This is a genomic window from Agrococcus sp. Ld7 (genome assembly GCF_045064095.1).
GTDB lineage: Bacteria > Actinomycetota > Actinomycetes > Actinomycetales > Microbacteriaceae > Agrococcus.
Map to the genome: position 1 here is coordinate 110,900 of NZ_JBISGY010000002.1, position 15,503 is coordinate 126,402.

General features: G+C 71.7%; 16 protein-coding genes. 3 read left to right on the forward strand and 13 right to left on the reverse strand.

Annotation, left to right across the window (positions count from 1 at the left end; translation table 11 throughout):
• Positions 1–73 precede the first annotated feature (73 nt).
• Together ACJJVL_RS00710 and ACJJVL_RS00715 are read right to left on the reverse strand one after the other, a co-directional pair.
• A complete protein-coding gene (locus tag ACJJVL_RS00710; protein ID WP_405216092.1) occupies positions 74–2,551 on the reverse strand; it encodes a lamin tail domain-containing protein in 2,478 nt (825 codons plus the stop codon).
• A 130-nt stretch (positions 2,552–2,681) separates the two neighbouring features.
• A complete protein-coding gene (locus ACJJVL_RS00715) occupies positions 2,682–3,680 on the reverse strand; it encodes a glycerophosphodiester phosphodiesterase family protein (RefSeq protein WP_405216093.1) in 999 nt (332 codons plus the stop codon).
• A 132-nt stretch (positions 3,681–3,812) separates the two neighbouring features.
• On the opposite strand from ACJJVL_RS00715, the gene ACJJVL_RS00720 reads away from it, so the two are divergent.
• Both ACJJVL_RS00720 and ACJJVL_RS00725 read left to right on the forward strand, forming a co-directional pair.
• Positions 3,813–4,805, forward strand: a complete 993-nt coding sequence (locus tag ACJJVL_RS00720; RefSeq protein ID WP_405216094.1) for a Bax inhibitor-1/YccA family protein — start codon at positions 3,813–3,815, stop codon at positions 4,803–4,805.
• Positions 4,806–4,884: 79 nt separating this feature from the next.
• Entirely contained in the window at positions 4,885–5,274 is a 390-nt protein-coding gene (locus ACJJVL_RS00725; RefSeq protein ID WP_405216095.1) for an iron chaperone, read from the forward strand.
• 81 nt (positions 5,275–5,355) lie between these two features.
• Here the strand turns inward: ACJJVL_RS00725 and ACJJVL_RS00730 are convergent, their stop codons facing one another.
• Positions 5,356–5,754, reverse strand: coding sequence for a VOC family protein (locus ACJJVL_RS00730; RefSeq protein ID WP_405216096.1), 399 nt, complete (start codon positions 5,752–5,754; stop codon positions 5,356–5,358).
• A 98-nt stretch (positions 5,755–5,852) separates the two neighbouring features.
• A complete protein-coding gene (locus ACJJVL_RS00735) occupies positions 5,853–6,842 on the reverse strand; it encodes a bile acid:sodium symporter family protein (protein WP_405216097.1) in 990 nt (329 codons plus the stop codon).
• A 119-nt stretch (positions 6,843–6,961) separates the two neighbouring features.
• On the opposite strand from ACJJVL_RS00735, the gene ACJJVL_RS00740 reads away from it, so the two are divergent.
• Positions 6,962–7,744, forward strand: coding sequence for an acetoin reductase (locus ACJJVL_RS00740; protein ID WP_405216098.1), 783 nt, complete (start codon positions 6,962–6,964; stop codon positions 7,742–7,744).
• Between the two features lie 39 nt (positions 7,745–7,783).
• Here ACJJVL_RS00740 and sufU read toward each other — a convergent pair whose 3' ends face one another.
• Genes sufU through ACJJVL_RS00785 form a run of 9 tightly spaced genes read right to left on the reverse strand, consistent with a single transcriptional unit; the run spans position 7,784 to position 15,471 of the window.
• Entirely contained in the window at positions 7,784–8,239 is a 456-nt protein-coding gene (gene sufU, locus ACJJVL_RS00745) for a Fe-S cluster assembly sulfur transfer protein SufU (protein ID WP_405216099.1), read from the reverse strand.
• A complete protein-coding gene (locus ACJJVL_RS00750) occupies positions 8,239–9,525 on the reverse strand; it encodes a SufS family cysteine desulfurase (protein WP_405216100.1) in 1,287 nt (428 codons plus the stop codon). Before ACJJVL_RS00750 ends, sufU begins: the two co-directional genes overlap by 1 nt.
• Before the next feature lie 46 nt (positions 9,526–9,571).
• Positions 9,572–10,870, reverse strand: a complete 1,299-nt coding sequence (locus ACJJVL_RS00755) for an RNA polymerase sigma factor (RefSeq protein ID WP_405216101.1) — start codon at positions 10,868–10,870, stop codon at positions 9,572–9,574.
• On the reverse strand, positions 10,867–11,229 hold the full coding sequence (locus tag ACJJVL_RS00760) for a YciI family protein (RefSeq protein ID WP_405216102.1): 363 nt from the start codon (positions 11,227–11,229) through the stop codon (positions 10,867–10,869). The genes ACJJVL_RS00755 and ACJJVL_RS00760 overlap by 4 nt, the downstream gene beginning before the upstream one ends.
• Before the next feature lie 25 nt (positions 11,230–11,254).
• On the reverse strand, positions 11,255–11,710 hold the full coding sequence (locus ACJJVL_RS00765) for a YciI family protein (RefSeq protein ID WP_405216103.1): 456 nt from the start codon (positions 11,708–11,710) through the stop codon (positions 11,255–11,257).
• 56 nt (positions 11,711–11,766) lie between these two features.
• Positions 11,767–12,456: a hypothetical protein gene (locus tag ACJJVL_RS00770; protein ID WP_405216104.1), complete on the reverse strand. Its 690-nt coding sequence runs from the start codon at positions 12,454–12,456 to the stop codon at positions 11,767–11,769.
• A gap of 57 nt (positions 12,457–12,513) precedes the next feature.
• A complete protein-coding gene (gene guaA / locus ACJJVL_RS00775) occupies positions 12,514–14,085 on the reverse strand; it encodes a glutamine-hydrolyzing GMP synthase (protein ID WP_405216105.1) in 1,572 nt (523 codons plus the stop codon).
• Complete coding sequence (locus ACJJVL_RS00780; RefSeq protein ID WP_405216106.1) at positions 14,085–14,612, reverse strand: DUF3817 domain-containing protein; 528 nt, start codon at positions 14,610–14,612, stop codon at positions 14,085–14,087. Before ACJJVL_RS00780 ends, guaA begins: the two co-directional genes overlap by 1 nt.
• Positions 14,613–14,622: 10 nt before the next feature.
• A complete protein-coding gene (locus tag ACJJVL_RS00785) occupies positions 14,623–15,471 on the reverse strand; it encodes an SURF1 family protein (protein WP_405216107.1) in 849 nt (282 codons plus the stop codon).
• Between the last annotated feature and the right edge of the window lie 32 nt (positions 15,472–15,503).

Genomic DNA, 15,503 nt, shown 5'->3' on the forward strand with positions numbered 1-15,503 from the left:
GCGCGACGCGCCCCGAGCACCACCGCCGGGCGGCGGGGGCTCGAGGCGCGTGCGATCGGCGAGCGGGGGCCTGTCAGGCCAGGCTGCGACGGCGGCGGAGCACGAGGCCCGCGCCGAGCAGCAGCGCCAGCAGCGCGCCGACGACCAGCCCGGTCGGCGCCCCGGCGCCCGTCTGCGGCAGCGCGCCCTGGCCGCCCGCGGCATCCGCTCCCGTCCCGTCATCGTCGCCCGCACCCGGATCGGCCGTCTCGACGGGGTCGATCGTCTCGCCGGGCTCGGTCGGCGTCGGCGTCTCGACCACCGAGCACGCGGATCCGACCGCGACCCGCAGCGAGACGCCCTCGTGCGCCGTGTCAGAGATCCAAGCGACGGTCGGCTCGGCGGCCGGGTCCGCGGCGCACCAGGCGAAGGCGAGCCCCTCGTTGGTGTAGCTCGGGTTCATCGACGCGGGCGCGCGATAGGCGGCGACCGGCGTGAGCAGCCCGTCGACGACCCGCAGCTGCACGCTGCGGTTGTCGCACGCCTCGTCGCACATCGCCCACAGCTCGTTGCCGCCCGCGCGCCAGTCGAGCGCCATGGCCAGGTCGATCGCGTCGCCGAGCGCAGCGGTCTGGAGCAGCGTGATGCCGCCATCGGCCTCGAGCACCAGCAGGTAGACCAGCCCGGTCTGCTCGACAGCGACCGCGAAGACTCCCCCGAAGTGGTCGCCATAGGCGGCCGGGTCGTAGCGCGGCAGGTCGGCGGCGGCGGCCGCGGCACCGGCGTCGCCCCCGCCGGCGGCCGACAGGTCGGCGAGCCCCAGTCGCTGCGCGTCGGCGTCCGAGATCCACTCGATCGCCTCGGGGCCCAGGTTCGTGCCGATCTGCCCGATCACCGGCACCGGATCCCACTGGTGGGTCGCCGTGGTGTCGCCCGTGGCACCGAGCTCGACGCGCACCAGCATCGGGCGGCTGGTCGACTTGAAGGCGTTGTCGCGCTCGGTGGCGAGGAAGACCGAGCCGTCTCCGGCGGCGGTGAGCCCCTCGGCGTCCAGCTGGCCGGAGCCGTCGGTGTAGTGCGCGATCCACGACTCGGTGGAGGCGTAGAGACCGTCGTCGCCGCGGTGCAGCGCGAAGATCTCGGCGTTGTCGTTGTTGACGGCGTAGAGCGTGCCGTCGGGGCCGAAGTCGAGACCCGACATGTCGTCGCCCCAGGTGCCCGCGGCGACGGCGAGCTCTGCCGTGCCGGCGAAGGGCCACGGCTGTGCGTCGACGACCGGCTCCGGGGCGGTCGCGCAGTCGTTGACGAGCTCGAACGTCGATGCGGCCGAGTCGACGAAGGCGCCGGTCATGTCGGCGCAGCGGGCGTACGTCACGGCCGCGTGCGACTCCCACGAGAACCGGTCGACGACCGCGCCGGTGGCGTCGCGCAGGGTGACGCTGTCGCCGCCGCCGAGACCGAAGTCGGCGTTGTAGGCGGTGCCGTCGGTGATGATCGCCCGGTAGCCGCCGGACTCGATCGTGGTGCCGTCGGGCAGCACGATCGGCGCGTGCTCGGGATCGCCGTCGACGAGCGTCCAGCCGCTCAGGTCGACGGTGTGCGCGATGTCGGTGTTCGCGAGCTCGACCCAGTCGCCGCGGGCGTCGCCGTTCGACTCGATCTCGTTGATGACGATGGGTGAGGCGGATGCACGGCGGTCGTTCGCGGCGTCCCTGGTCGGCACCGTGTCGGTCCAGCTGCTCGAGCCGTCGGGCACGCGGCCCTCCGTGAAGGCGTGCTCGGTCCAGCTGTAGCTGTCGACCGCACCCGACCCATCCGCCGTGAACAGCCGGATCGTGTCGTTCTTGCCGAGCCCGAAGCCGCGCTCGCCCTGGTTCGTGTCGATCGAGATGAAGCCGCCGGGTGCGAGCTCGGTGCCGGTCGGGATGCGCACCTCGCTGAGGTCGTCGTCGTCGCGCAGGATCCAGTCGGAGATGTCGACCGACTCGGTCGGCGAGGTGTTGAACAGCTCGACCCAGTCGGGGCCGTCGGGGCTCTGCTGGTCGTCGGACTGCACCTCGTTGACCACCACGGGCGAGTCGTACGGCTGCGGCTCGACGACCTCGCGGGCGATGTTCGCAGCGCCGGGCGTCGGCTCGGTGGGGCCGAACGCGCCGGTGCCGTCGGGCACGCGGCCGTCGCTGACGAGGTGCGCGCTCCAGCTGTGCTCGGCGATGAGGGTGCCGGCTGCGTCGAAGATGCGCACCGAGTCCTGCTTGCCGAGGCCGAAGCCGGCGAGCGTGTCGGGCTCGAATGCGGCGAAGTCGCCGGGCGCGATCACGGTGCCGGTGGGGAAGACGATGTGCTCCTCGTCGTCCTTGTCGTCGCGGGCGATCCAGCCCGAGATGTCGACCGCCTCCGAGCCGATGTTCGTCAGCTCGAAGAAGTCGGGCGCATCGGTGGCGCTGTTCGACTGCACCTCGTTGATGACGATGTCGCTGTCGGCCGCGAGGGCCGCGGGGGCGGTGAGCAGCGATGCTGCCAGTGCCGCGGGCACGGCGGCGGCAAGCAAGGCGGTGGTGCGTCGGCGCATGAGGGTTCCTTCGGTGTGCGGGATGCCCTCAGCCAACGCTGGTCGGGCAACCGGCAGGTGCCCCTCGGCGAACGCCGGGTGAACGGCGCAAGGCGAGTGGCCCGCGGCCGTCCCCCAGACGGCGTCGACCCTACGGCTCGAGCCGCCTCCAGAGGTCGGGGTGGTCGACGAAGACCGCCTCGAGACCCAGGTCGGCGAGCAGCGCCCACTCTCGCTGCCAGTCGCCCCACGCGGCGTCGTGCTCGCCGAGCCGGTGCGCGGGCTCGAGGAAGGCGTTCTCGGGCCGCAGCGTCCAGCTGATGGTGCCGAGTCCCGCGGCGCGCGCCCGCTCGACCAGGTCGCTCGTGCGCAGCCCGTCGCTGCCGGGCTCGAACAGCGAGCGCTTCGCGACGCTGATCGCGTCGACCCGGTGCGCGAGCGCCGCGAGGCCGTCGTCGTCGCGCTGCCGGGCGTAGCTCGGTGCGCCCTCGGTCGAGACGTCGTCGGCGGATGCGTCCTCTCGCGCCGCCAGGTCTGCCGCGGTGCCGTCGTGCTCCATCAAGTAGACGAGCCGCGCATCCACGCCGAGCGCGCGCACCTGGTGCAGCGCGCTCTCCTCGAAGGACTCGACCGTCAGCGCCCCCGGTGCGATCCAGCGCGTGCGCGCCAGCGCATCCGCCAGCATCGCATCGAGCGGCAGGCCGATCGAGGCGTGGTGGGTGGCGTGCTTGAGCTCGGCGACCACGTCGAGGCCCGTCTCCTCGGCGATCGCCAGCAGCTCGGTGAAGCGCAGGATGGGGTCTGCGCCGTCGCGGCGGGCGCTCGCCGGGCGCAGCTGCGGAAGCCGCTCGCGGGCGCGGAGGGTCGCGAGCTCCGACCAGGTGAAGTCCTCGACGAACCAGCCGGTGAGCTCGGTGCCGTCGATCGTCTGCGTGCGCCGGCGATCGGCGAACGCGGGGCGGTTCGCAATGTCGGTCGTCTCGCCCAGCTCGTTGTCGTGCCGCACCACCAGCACCCCGTCGCGGCTGGCGACCAGGTCGGGCTCCACGGCGTCGGCACCGAGCCGTGCCGCGAGGCGGACGGCGCGCTCGGTGTGCTCGGGAGCCCAGCCGGAGGCGCCCCGATGGGCGATGACGCGCGTGGTGTGCACGGCGCCAGGCTAACCCGCCGCTCGCCGTGCGCGAACGGCGTGCCATCCACAGCGAAAACTGGGCATCCATCGGTAGTCTGAGCGCAGACCGCCCGACGTGGCGGCCGCAGATCTTCGACAGGAGCAACTCCCTTGGCAGGCAACCCGGCGTTCCGCAACTCGCCCGCGTTCACCGAGAACTCCCAGCGCGCCTCGCAGGCGACGCCCGGTGGGCAGCAGGCTCCCTATGGCCAGGCCCCGTACGGCCAGGCCCCCTACGGCCAGCAGTCGTATGGGCAGCAGTCGTACGGCCAGCAGCCCTACGGGCAGCCGCAGCAGTACGGCGGCACCCCCTACGGGCAGCAGCCCGGCGTGCCCACCCCCGAGCAGCTGAACCAGCAGTTCAACGCGCCCGCAGCCGGCCCGGTCGAGACCGAGCGCCTCACCTACGACGGCGTGATCATGAAGACGGTGCTCACCCTCGGCGTGACGGCGGTCGGCTTCGTGATCACGCTCGCGATGCTCTGGCTGGGCGGCACCTCTCTGCCGTTCTACGTGCTGACCTACGGCGGTGCGCTCGTCGGCTTCGTGCTCGCGCTCGTCAACATCTTCAAGAAGGAGCCGAGCCCCGCGCTCATCCTCGGCTACGCCGCGGCGCAGGGCCTGTTCCTCGGTGGCTTCTCGGGCATGCTCGAGTTCGGCATGCAGCTCGACGGCATCATCTTCCAGGCGCTGCTCGCCACCGCGTGCGTGATCGGCGTGACCCTCGCGGGCTACGTCTTCCGCGTCTTCCGCACGTCGCCGAAGCTCAACAAGATCTTCTTCATCGCGATCATCGGCTACGGCCTGTTCTCGCTGGTCAACTTCGGCATGATGCTCTTCGGTGCGACGGGCGACCTCGCCTTCGGCATGCGCTCGGCGCCCAGCCCGCTGTTCGGCATCCCCTGGGGCGTCCTGCTCGGTGCACTCGCAGTGCTGCTCGGCGCCTACTCGCTCGTGATGGACTTCGAGGGCATCGAGATGGGCGTCAAGCGCGGCGTGCACAAGAAGTACGGCTGGTCGGCGGCGTTCGGCCTGGTGCTGACGATCATCTGGCTCTACGTGGAGATCCTGCGCATCATCGCGATCCTGCGCGGCAACAACTAGGCAACTCCACTGCCAGAAGGGGTTCCGGCTTCGGCCGGGACCCCTTCTGCCGTCCCGCCCCGTGCGCCACACTGAGCGCATGAGCGAACAGCCCGCATCCGTCGACGACTACATCGCCGGCTTCCCGTCGGACGTGGCCGAGCGGCTGCAGCAGGTGCGGGCGGTCATCGTGGCCCAGGTGCCGGCCGGCGATGCGAGCGCACCCGAGGAGCGGATGCGCTACGGCATCGCCGCCGTCATGCTCGGCGGCCGGTATGCGCTGCACTTCGCCGGCTGGAAGCACCACATCGGGCTCTACCCCGTGCCGACGCTGCCGGCCGACCTGGAGGCGAAGGTCGCGCCGCTGCGGCAGGCCAAGGACACCGTCGTCCTCAAGCACGCGCTGCCGCTGCCGGTGGAACTGGTGGGCCGCATCGCCGCCGCGATCGTCGCGCAGCGCGCCGGAGGCGGCGAGCCGCGCGCCTCCTGAGCGGCGCCGTCGGCCGCGCCGGCGAGCCGCACGCCTCCTGGGCGGCGAGCCGCACGCCTCCTGGCGGCGACGGCCGCGCGGTCACATGTCTCGGCTCGAGAGCACGCAGAACTCGTTGCCGTCGATGTCGGCCAGCACCGTCCAGCTCACATCCGGCCCCTGGCCCACGTCGATGCGGGTGGCACCCAGCGCCTCGAGACGGGCGATCTCGGCGTCGCGGTCGTCGTCGAGATGCGGCGCGAGGTCCATGTGCAGGCGGTTCTTCGTCTGCTTCTCGTGCTCGACCGGCACGAACACGAGCCCGGGCGGGAACTGGTGGAAGGTGAGCTTCTGCGAGAGCTCCTCGGCCCACTTCGGAATGATGACGACCTCGTCGTCGGTCTCGAAGACCGTCTGCCAGTCGAGCGCGTCGCGCCACCAGGCGGCCAGCCGTCGATGGTCGGTCGACTCGATCACGTTCGAATACCAGCGCAGCGCCATCGCGGCCTCCTCGGTCGGCTGCCGCACACGCTACGCCGCACCACTGACGCGAGCGACCCCCGCCCGGCAGCGGGCGGGGGTCGTCGGGGTGCGGCGCGTCAGCTGACGGGAGCGTCCTCCGTCGCTTCCGTCACCTGCTGCTGCGCGTCCTTCGTGGGACGGCGCGACCAGAAGGAGGCCAGCAGCGCGCCCGAGACGTTGTGCCAGACGGAGAAGATGGCACCGGGCAGCGCCGCCTCTGGCGTGAAGTGCGTCTTCGCCAGGCCTGCGGCGAGGCCGGAGTTCTGCATGCCCACCTCGATCGCGACCGCGCGCTGGGCGCTCGAGTCGAGGCCGACCGACTTGGCGGCCAGGAAGCCGAGGCCGTAGCCGAAGCCGTTGTGCAGGATGACCACCAACGCGACCAGCAGGCCGACCGAGAGGATCGTGGCGGCCGAGGCGGCGACGACCGCGAGGATGACGAGCGTGATGCCCGCGACCGACACGAGCGGCAGCCAGGGCAGGATCGCCGTGACGACCTTCGGCAGCAGCATCCGCAGCACGACGCCGGCGATGACCGGCAGCAGCACGATGAAGATGATCGACTGGAACAGGCCCCAGGCGTCGACCGGCAGGTAGGAGCCGGCCAGCCACAGCACCAGCAGTGGCGTCAGCACCGGCGCGAGCAGCGTGGAGGCGGTCGTCATCGCCACCGAGAGCGCGGTGTCGCCCTTGGCGAGGTAGACCATCACGTTCGAGGAGGTGCCGCCGGGGGCGGAACCGACCAGCACGACGCCCACCAGCAGCGCGGGCGGCAGCTGGAAGGCAGTGGCGAGGCCGATGGCTACGAGCGGCATGATCACGTACTGCGCGATGACGCCGATGACGAACGCCTTGGGCTTCTTGGCGATCACCTTGAAGTCGACCGGCTGCAGGGTCAGGCCCATGCCGAGCATGATGATGCCCAGCAGCGGGTTGATCATCGCGCCGAGCGGCAGGAACGGCTGCGGGGCGAAGAGCGCGATCGCGCCGGCGATGAGGACGACGACGGGGAACCAGGTGCCGGCGAAGCGACCGATGCGCTCGCCGAAGGGCGCGGACTTGGGCATAGAACAACCTCTCTCGTTGTTATCTGATACCAAACCACAACGTTCATGCCCCGACTCGCTGTGGCGAGCGCGCGACCGCGCGCGTAGCCTGCAGGCGGGACCACCTACAAGGAGGAATCATGGCCATCGACGGGAAGATCGCACTCATCACCGGGGCAGCGCAGGGCATCGGGCAAGGCATCGCCGAACGCCTCGCCAAGGACGGCGCGGATCTCGCGCTGCTCGACCTCACCGAGGAATCGCTGCAGGAGACCAAGGCGAGGGTCGAGGCACTCGGCCGCCGCGCCATCACGATCGCGGGCGATGTCTCCGACAAGGCCAGCCTCGAGTCGGCGGTGAACCGCACCGCGGACGAGCTCGGCGGCTTCGACATCATCGTCAACAACGCGGGCATCGCCGGTCCCATCACGCCGGTCGAGGGCATCACCGAGGCCGACTTCGACAAGATCTACGCCATCAACGTCAAGGGAGTGCTGTTCGGCATCCAGGTCGCCGCCGCGAAGTTCAAGGAGCTCGGCAAGGGCGGCAAGATCATCGCAGCCACCTCGATCGCCGCCCACGACTCGTTCCCGATGCTCGGCCTCTACTCGTCGACGAAGTTCGCGGTGCGGGCGCTCATCCAGGCCTCGGCGCAGGAGCTCGGCGCGCACGGCATCACCGTGAACGGCTACTCCCCAGGCATCGTCGGCACCGGCATGTGGGAGGAGATCGACCGCGGCTTCGCCGAGCTCACGGGTGCTGAGATCGGCGCCACCTACAAGAAGTACGTCGAGGGCATCATCATGGGCCGGGCTTCCACCCCCGAGGACGTCGCGAGCTTCGTGTCGTACCTCGCCGGACCGGACTCCGACTACATGACCGGCCAGACGCCGCTCATCGACGGCGGCATGGTCTTCCGCTGAGCCAAGTCCCCGGGGCCGTGTCGTGACTCGGCCCCGGGGTCAGCGCGTCTCAGCCTCGTCGAGCGCCTCCTCGAGCGCCACCCAGGCGAGCATCGCGCACTTCACCCGCATCGGGAACTTCGCGACGCCCGCGAAGGCGACGGCGTCGCCGAGCAGCTCCTCGTCGGGCTCGACAGCGCCGCGCGAGCGCAGCAGCTCGCGCATCGCGCCGATCCGCTCGCGCACCGCGGCGACCGTCAGCCCCGGCGCCTGCTCAGCGAGCACCGAGGCCGACGCCTGCGAGATCGAGCATCCCTGCCCGACCCAGCCGAGCGCATCCACGCGTGTTTCATCGCCCTCGCCGGCCAGCCGCACGCGCACGGTCACCTCATCGCCGCACGTGGGGTTCTTCAAGTGCCGCTCGGCGTCGAAGGGCGCGAGCTCGCCCTCGCCCGAGCGCAGCTTCGCGTGCTCGAGGATGAGCTCCTGGTAGAGGCCGGCGAGCGGATCGGCCATCAGGCTGCCCCGAAGTAGCCGCGCACGCCCGAGAGCACGTCGAGGAACCGGTCGACCTCGCCCTCGGTCGTGTACAGGTAGGCGGATGCGCGGGTCGTCGCGGCGGTGCCGAGGCGGCGGTGCAGCGGCTGGGCGCAGTGGTGGCCGACGCGTGCGGCGATGCCGTGGGCGTCGAGCAGCTGCCCGGCGTCGTGCGCGTGCACGCCGTCGACGATCACGCTCGCGAGGCCCGCGCGCTCGACGCCGGGACGCGGGCCGACGAGACGGATGCCGTCGATCTCAGCGGCACCCGCGGCCAGCCGCTCGCCGAGCGCGACCTCGTGGACTTCGATCGCCGGCATGCCGACGGCCTCTAGATAGTCGACGGCGGCGGCGAGGCCGACGATCGCTGCGACCGGCTGCGTGCCGGCCTCGAACTTCTGCGGCGCGGGGAGGAGCTCGTGCTCGGTCATCGTGACCGTCGTGATCATCGAACCGCCCACGCGCGCGGGCGGCAGCGCCTCCCCCAGAGCCTCCGCCAGGTAGAGCACGCCGATGCCGCCGGGGCCGAGCATCTTGTGGCTCGAGAAGGCGGCGGCATCGACGCCGAGCGCGCGGAAGTCGACCGGGCGGTGCGGCACCGACTGACAGGCGTCGAGCACGACGAGCGCGCCGGCCGCGTGGGCGGCGGCGACGATCGGCTCGACCTCGGCGATCTGCCCGGTGACGTTCGAGACGTGGGCGATCGCGACCACCCGGGTGCGCTCCGTGATCAGCGCGAGCAGCGCATCCGTCGTCCACACCCCGTCGTCGTCGACCTCCACCCAGCGCAGCGTCGCGCCGGTCTCGGCGGCGAGCCGCTGCCAGGGCAGCAGGTTGGCGTGGTGCTCGGCCTCGGTGACGAGGATCTCGTCACCGGGGCGGATGCGCAGGGTCGGGTCGACGGCGCCGGCCCGGTTGGCCTCGGCGAGCGAGAGCGCAACGGTGTTGAGCGCATCCGTCGCGTTCATCGTCCAGGAGATCTCGGTCGGCCGGGCGCCGACGAAGCGGGCGATGCGCTCCCGGGCGCTCTCGAAGTCGTCGGTCGCGAGCGCCGCGAGCGTGTGGGCGCCACGGTGCACGGCGGCGTTGCGCTGCGTGCGGAACGCCCACTCGGCCTCGAGCACCTGGCGGGGCTGCTGGCTGGTGGCGCCGGAGTCGAGGTAGACGAGCGGCACGCCGCCGGGCTGCTCGGACAGGATCGGGAAGTCGGCGCGCAGCTGCTGCACGCGCGCCTCCGTCAGGGCTGTCTCGATCGCGGTCGTCACGCGTCAAGGGTAGTAGCCGTGCCTGTCCCGCCCATATGCGTCCTTGTCAGCGGCCGGCAGCCGCCTTGGCTAGCAGCACGGCGCGCTCGCGGGCGTTCTCGGTGCGCTCCGCCGCGAGCGCGAACTCGGCGCGCGCCTCGTCGTCGCGGCCGAGCCGCGCGAGCAGCTCGCCGCGCACCGACGGCAGCAGGTGGCCGACCGCGAGCGCCTTCTCCCCCGCCAGCCCGTCGACGATCGCGAGCGCCGCCGCGGGGCCGCCGTCCGGTGCGGGCGCCATCGACACCGCGACCGCCCGGTTGAGCGTCACGACCGGCGAGGGCGCGATCTGCTCGAGCCCCTCGTAGGCGGCGACGATGCGCGCCCAGTCGGTGGAGGCGAGATCGGATGCGTCGGCGTGCGCCTGCGCGATCGTCGCCTGGAGCGCGTAGGGACCGAGGCCGCGGCCGAAGCCCTCGGCCCGCTCGAGCGCCGCCCTCCCTCGCCGGATGGCGCCGCGATCCCAGCGGCGGCGGTCCTGCTCGGCGAGCAGCACGGGCTCGCCGCGAGCGTCGATGCGGGCGGGGAAGCGGGCGGCGGTGAGCTCCATCAGCGCCAGCAGCCCGTGCACCTCGGGTACGTCGGGCTGCAGGGCGGCGACGATGCGGGCGAGGCGGATCGCCTCTCGGCTGAGCTCGGGCCGCATCCAGTCGTCGCCCGCGGTCGCCGCGTGGCCCTCGGTGAAGATCAGGTAGAGCACGCCCAGCACCGCGCCCAGCCGCTGCTGCCGCTCCGGCCGAGCCGGCGTCTCGAACGGCACCTGCGCCTCGGCGAGCGCCTGCTTCGCGCGCACGATGCGCTGCTGGATCGTCGCGACCGGCACCATGAACAGCCGCGCGATCTCCGTCGTCTCGAGGCCGGCGACGACGCGGAGGGTCAGCGCGACGCGCGCCTGCTGGCTGAGCACCGGATGGCAGGCGGTGAACACCAGCCGCAGCACGTCGTCGTCGATCTCGTCCGGATCCCAGGGCACCGCATCCGCCGCCTCGTCCTGTGCCCGCTCGAGGTCGAGCCCCATCGCCTCGACCCGCTCGGCGAAGCGCTCCTGGCGGCGCCAGCGATCGATCGCCTTGCGCTTGGCGACCGCGGTGAGCCATGCCGCGCCGTTTCGGGGCGTGCCCTGCGCCGGCCACTGCACCAAGGCATCCGCCAGCGCGTCCTGCGCGAGATCCTCCGCGAGCGCGAAGTCGCCCGTGTAGCGGGCGAGCGTGGCGACGATGCGGGCCGACTCGATGCGCCACACGGCGACGACGGCGCGCCGTGCGGAGTCCGCCGCTCGGCGCGCCGTCTCGTCGTGGGCGTCGGTCACCGGCGCAGGTCCGCCTCGCCGTGCACCCGACGGATCTCGAGCTTCGTGCCCGGCCCGAGCGGGGCGCGGCCCGCCCACTCCGCCGCTGCCTCGATCGAGTCGACGTCGATGAGCCAGAAGCCGTTGAACAGCTCCTTCGTCTCCCCATAGGGACCGTCGGTGACGAGCGGCGGCTCGGCGGAGAAGTCGACGACGACGCCCTCGTGCGGGCTCGCGAGGCCCTGGGCGCCGACGAGCACGCCGGCATCGGTGAGGGCCGCGTTGTAGCGACCCATGGCCTCGAGCATCTGCTCGAACGGGGCGTCGCGGCGCTCGACGGCCGCGGCATCCTCGTCTCGCATGATGAGCATGAACTGCATGATCAGCGCTCCTCTCGCTCGCGGCTCAGCGCGCGTCGCCCGCGGCCTGCGCCTGGAGATCGGCCTGCTTCGCCGCCTGCTCCTCGCGCCAGCCCTCCTCCTTCTGCACCCACTCGTTGTCGGCCGGGAAGTCCTCCGGCCCGGTCACGCGGCGCACCTCGAGCTTGGCGCCCGGGCCCAGCGGGCAGCGGCTCGCCCACTCGGCGGCCTCCTCCCTGCTGGCCACCTCGAGGATCCAGAAGCCGTTGAACAGCTCCTTCGTCTCCCCGTAGGGGCCGTCGGTGACGAGCGGCGGGTCGGCGCTGAAGTCGACGACGAAGCCCTCGCTCGCGTCGCTGAGACCCTCGCCGGCCAGCAGCACGCCGGCCTCCATCAGCGACTCGTTGTACTTCCCCATCACTTCGATGACCTGCGCGAAGTCCAGCTCCTTGTACCCCGCGACCGCCTCGTCGTTCGACCGCATGATGAGCATGTACTGCATGGGATCACTCCTCGTCTCGGGATCGCTGCTCGACCCTCTCACCAGGACGTCGATCCTCACACCCCCGGATCGACATCGCGGCCGACCTGCTTCGGCGTCGCGGGCCACGCGCCGACGGTGAGGTACCAGCCCGCTCCGATGACGGATGCCGCGACGATGCCCGCGGGCAGGGTGGCGAGCGACGAGATGGCCGCGCAGAGGAGCAGCAGCAGCAGCGCACCGATGAGCTGCACGAAGGTCACGCGCCGGGATCGGCCGCGCGCACGCATGCGGAGCGCTCCCCCGGCGAGTGCGCCCGCTCCCGCGACGCCGAGGGTGGAGAGCATGGCGCGCTCGACCCACATCGCCACCCGGCTGCCGTCGAGCGGCACGCCTGCCGCGTCGTGCACGATGGCGTCGATCAGCAGCAGCGCCGCCGGGATGAGCGTCGGCAGCACCGCCAGCAGTGCGATGAGTCCGAATCGCTCGGCATGCAGCCGCACGCGATCCCAGGTGGAGCGCACCACGAGCGCTGTGCCGCCGAGCGCGAGCACGGCGAGCGCCACGCCGACGATCGCCGGCAGGAGCAGCACCGCCTGATCGTCGCAGACCCATTCGCGTTCGACGTACACGCAGCCGAAGCGCAGCCGCTGCTGCAGGAAGCTCGCGGGCGCGAGGGCCGTGAGCGAGCTGGTGACGAGGCCGATGACGAGCAACCAGAGCGCGGCGGCGCGAGCCGATCGCTCGCGGGATCTCTGCTGCGTCATGTGCTCATCCTGCAGGCGCGTCGTCGACAGCGCGAGGCTGGGATGTCGCGCGCGCCGCTACTCCCATTCGATGGTGCCCGGCGGCTTCGACGTCACGTCGAGCACCACCCGGTTGACCTCTGGCACCTCATTCGTGATGCGGTTCGAGATCCTCGCGAGCACGTCGTAGGGCAGCCGCGTCCAGTCGGCAGTCATGGCGTCCTCCGAGGAGACCGGCCGCAGCACGATCGGATGCCCGTAGGTGCGGCCGTCGCCCTGCACGCCCACCGAGCGCACGTCGGCGAGCAGCACCACGGGGCACTGCCAGATCTCGCCGTCGAGGCCGGCTGCCGTCAGCTCCTCGCGCGCGATCGCGTCGGCGCGACGCAGCGTGTCGAGCCGCTCCTCGGTGACCTCGCCGATGATGCGGATCCCGAGGCCGGGCCCGGGGAAGGGCTGGCGGCCGACGATGACCTCCGGCAGGCCGAGCTCGCGGCCGATGGCGCGCACCTCGTCCTTGAACAGCGCCCGCAGCGGCTCGATGAGCTGGAACTGCAGGTCGTCGGGCAGCCCGCCGACATTGTGGTGACTCTTGATGTTGGCGGTGCCGGTGCCGCCGCCGGACTCAACGACATCCGGGTAGAGCGTGCCCTGCACGAGCCAGCGGATCGGCTCGCCCTCACTGGCGGCCTCCGCAGCGAGATCGCGCTCAGCCTGCTCGAAGGCGCGGATGAACTCGCGGCCGATGATCTTGCGCTTCGTCTCGGGGTCGGTGACGCCGGCGAGCGCCGACATGAAGCGCTCGCGAGCATCGACGGTCACGAGCCGCACGCCGGTGGAGGCGACGTAGTCCTGCTGCACCTGCTCGCGCTCGTCCTGCCGCAGCAGACCGTGATCGACGAAGATGCACACGAGCTGGTCGCCGACCGCCTCGTGCACGAGCGCCGCGGCGACCGCCGAGTCGACGCCGCCCGAGAGGCCGCAGATGACGCGATCGCTGCCGACCTGCTCGCGGATGCGCGCGACCTGCTCCTCGATGATGCTGCCCGCGTCCCAGTCCCCTGGCAGCCCGGCGATATCGCGCAGGAACGACTCGAGCACGCGCTGACCGTGCTCGGAGTGCTTGACCTCCGGGTGCCACTGCACGCCCGCCAGCTTCCGCTCGCGATGCTCGAACGCCGCCACCGGGGTGTCCACCGTGGTGGCCAGCACCGTGAAGCCCTCCGGCGCTTGGGAGACCGAGTCGCCGTGGCTCATCCAGACCGTCTGCGCGCCGGGCTGCCCGTCGAGCAGCGACCCGTGCGCATCCACCGTCATCGCCGTCGAGCCGTACTCGCGCCGGCCCGTGTGGGCGACGGTGCCGCCGAGCTGCGCGGCCATCACCTGGAAGCCGTAGCAGATGCCGAAGGTGGGGATGCCGAGCTCGAGGATGCCCTCATCGAGCCGCGGGGCGCCCTCGGCGTAGACGCTCGAGGGGCCGCCGGAGAGCACGATCGCGGCCGGATCCTTCGCGCGCACCTCGTCGGCGGTGATCGAGGAGGGCACGATCTCGCTGTAGACATCGGCCTCGCGCACGCGACGCGCGATGAGCTGCGCATACTGCGCGCCGAAGTCGACCACGAGCACGGGCCGCTGAGCGGTGTCGGACATCAGGACTCCCGAGTGGCGGATGCAGGGGCGGACGCGCTGTCACGAGCGGCCTTCTCGGCCTCCAGACGAGCGACGTCGGCGAGCGCGATGCGGTGCATCGGGATCTCGACGAAGAAGGAGAGGAGCGGCACGACGCCGCCGAGCGCCATCGCGATCAGGCGCCTGAAGGGCCAGCGCAGCTTGCTCCAGAGGCGGAAGCTCGCGAGCAGGTAGACGACGTAGATCCATCCGTGCACGATCAGGATCGCGAGCGAGATGTTGAAGCCGTCGCCGAGCGAGACGATCTCGCAGCCCATGCCGCCGGGCACGAACAGCGAGAACCACTGGCAGCCCTCGCCGGGCACGACCGCCTGCAGCGCGAGCGGGCCACCGGAGCCTCCGGCGTAGAGCTCGACGTGCGTGGGCGAGTACTTCAGCACCATCTCGGCCACCAGCAGCAGCAGGAAGGTGCCGGTCACCCACGACATCACGCGGTAGAAGGTGATCGCGGATCGGATCTGCGGCAGCTGGTCGATAGGACGGGGCACGGGTGCCAGTCTACCGGCGCTGCTCGTCGCCCGACGCCTGCCCGGCGTCCGCAGCGGCCGCCTCCGCATCCTCGAGCGCCTCCACCTCGCGCTCGCGTGCGTCCCTCACGAGCCGGTACCAGAGGTAGCCCGCGAACAGCATGAACGCAACCCACTCGATGGCGTAGAAGACGTTCAGCCAGTTGAGCTGCGTGTCGGTGACCGGCCGCAGCGAGACGATCGGCTCCGCGCCGTCGACGAGCGCTCCGGATGCGGCTGCCGACGCCTCATCGAGGATCGCGTACGAGCCGTACACCAGATCGTTGTACTCATCCCACTGGTTGATGAGCGCGGCGACGCTCATCGCCTCGCTGGTGCCGTCGCGGATGTCTCCCTGCGCGGGATCCTCGGTCGGCATCAGCCGACCGACCAGATCGACGCTGCCATCCGACGGCGAGAGGTCGGCGAGGAGCGCCTCCGCGGCGTCGTGGTCGGCGAACCACGACAGCGCCACCGGCAGCGACACCGGCTCGCCGTCTGCTCGATCGACGAGCACCCGCCCGATCAGCCAGGTGCCCCGCTCCTCGTCCTGCTTGCGACCCTCGAGGAGGTCGAAATCCTCCGCCACCCAGCTGCCCGAGAAGGAGACCATCCGGCCGCCCGCCTCGGAGGTGAGCGTGGATGCGGGCTCCGCGACGCTCGTGAGCGGCACCGCGGACTCGGTGTCGCGGTCGTCGCCCCGACCCTGCTGGACGGCCCGCTCGATCTGCCACTGGCCGAGCAGCGCGAAGACCCCCGCGACCGCGATGCAGAGCACGAGCACGCCGATCCATCTCGGTCGCGTGGCGACGGAGCGGAAGGAGGGGTGCGGAGCGCTCATGGGCACCTCCAGCCTACCGACCGGAGGTGCCC

Coding starts and splice junctions, on each gene's coding strand:
- ACJJVL_RS00740 (WP_405216098.1), top strand. CDS start 6,962: ATGGCCATCGACGGGAAGATCGCACTCATCACCGGGGCAGCGCAGGGC.
- ACJJVL_RS00765 (WP_405216103.1), bottom strand. CDS start 11,710: ATGCAGTACATGCTCATCATGCGGTCGAACGACGAGGCGGTCGCGGGG.
- sufU (WP_405216099.1), bottom strand. CDS start 8,239: ATGGCCGATCCGCTCGCCGGCCTCTACCAGGAGCTCATCCTCGAGCAC.
- ACJJVL_RS00735 (WP_405216097.1), bottom strand. CDS start 6,842: ATGCCCAAGTCCGCGCCCTTCGGCGAGCGCATCGGTCGCTTCGCCGGC.
- ACJJVL_RS00760 (WP_405216102.1), bottom strand. CDS start 11,229: ATGCAGTTCATGCTCATCATGCGAGACGAGGATGCCGCGGCCGTCGAG.
- ACJJVL_RS00710 (WP_405216092.1), bottom strand. CDS start 2,551: ATGCGCCGACGCACCACCGCCTTGCTTGCCGCCGCCGTGCCCGCGGCA.
- ACJJVL_RS00785 (WP_405216107.1), bottom strand. CDS start 15,471: ATGAGCGCTCCGCACCCCTCCTTCCGCTCCGTCGCCACGCGACCGAGA.
- guaA (WP_405216105.1), bottom strand. CDS start 14,085: ATGTCCGACACCGCTCAGCGGCCCGTGCTCGTGGTCGACTTCGGCGCG.
- ACJJVL_RS00730 (WP_405216096.1), bottom strand. CDS start 5,754: ATGGCGCTGCGCTGGTATTCGAACGTGATCGAGTCGACCGACCATCGA.
- ACJJVL_RS00770 (WP_405216104.1), bottom strand. CDS start 12,456: ATGACGCAGCAGAGATCCCGCGAGCGATCGGCTCGCGCCGCCGCGCTC.
- ACJJVL_RS00725 (WP_405216095.1), top strand. CDS start 4,885: ATGAGCGAACAGCCCGCATCCGTCGACGACTACATCGCCGGCTTCCCG.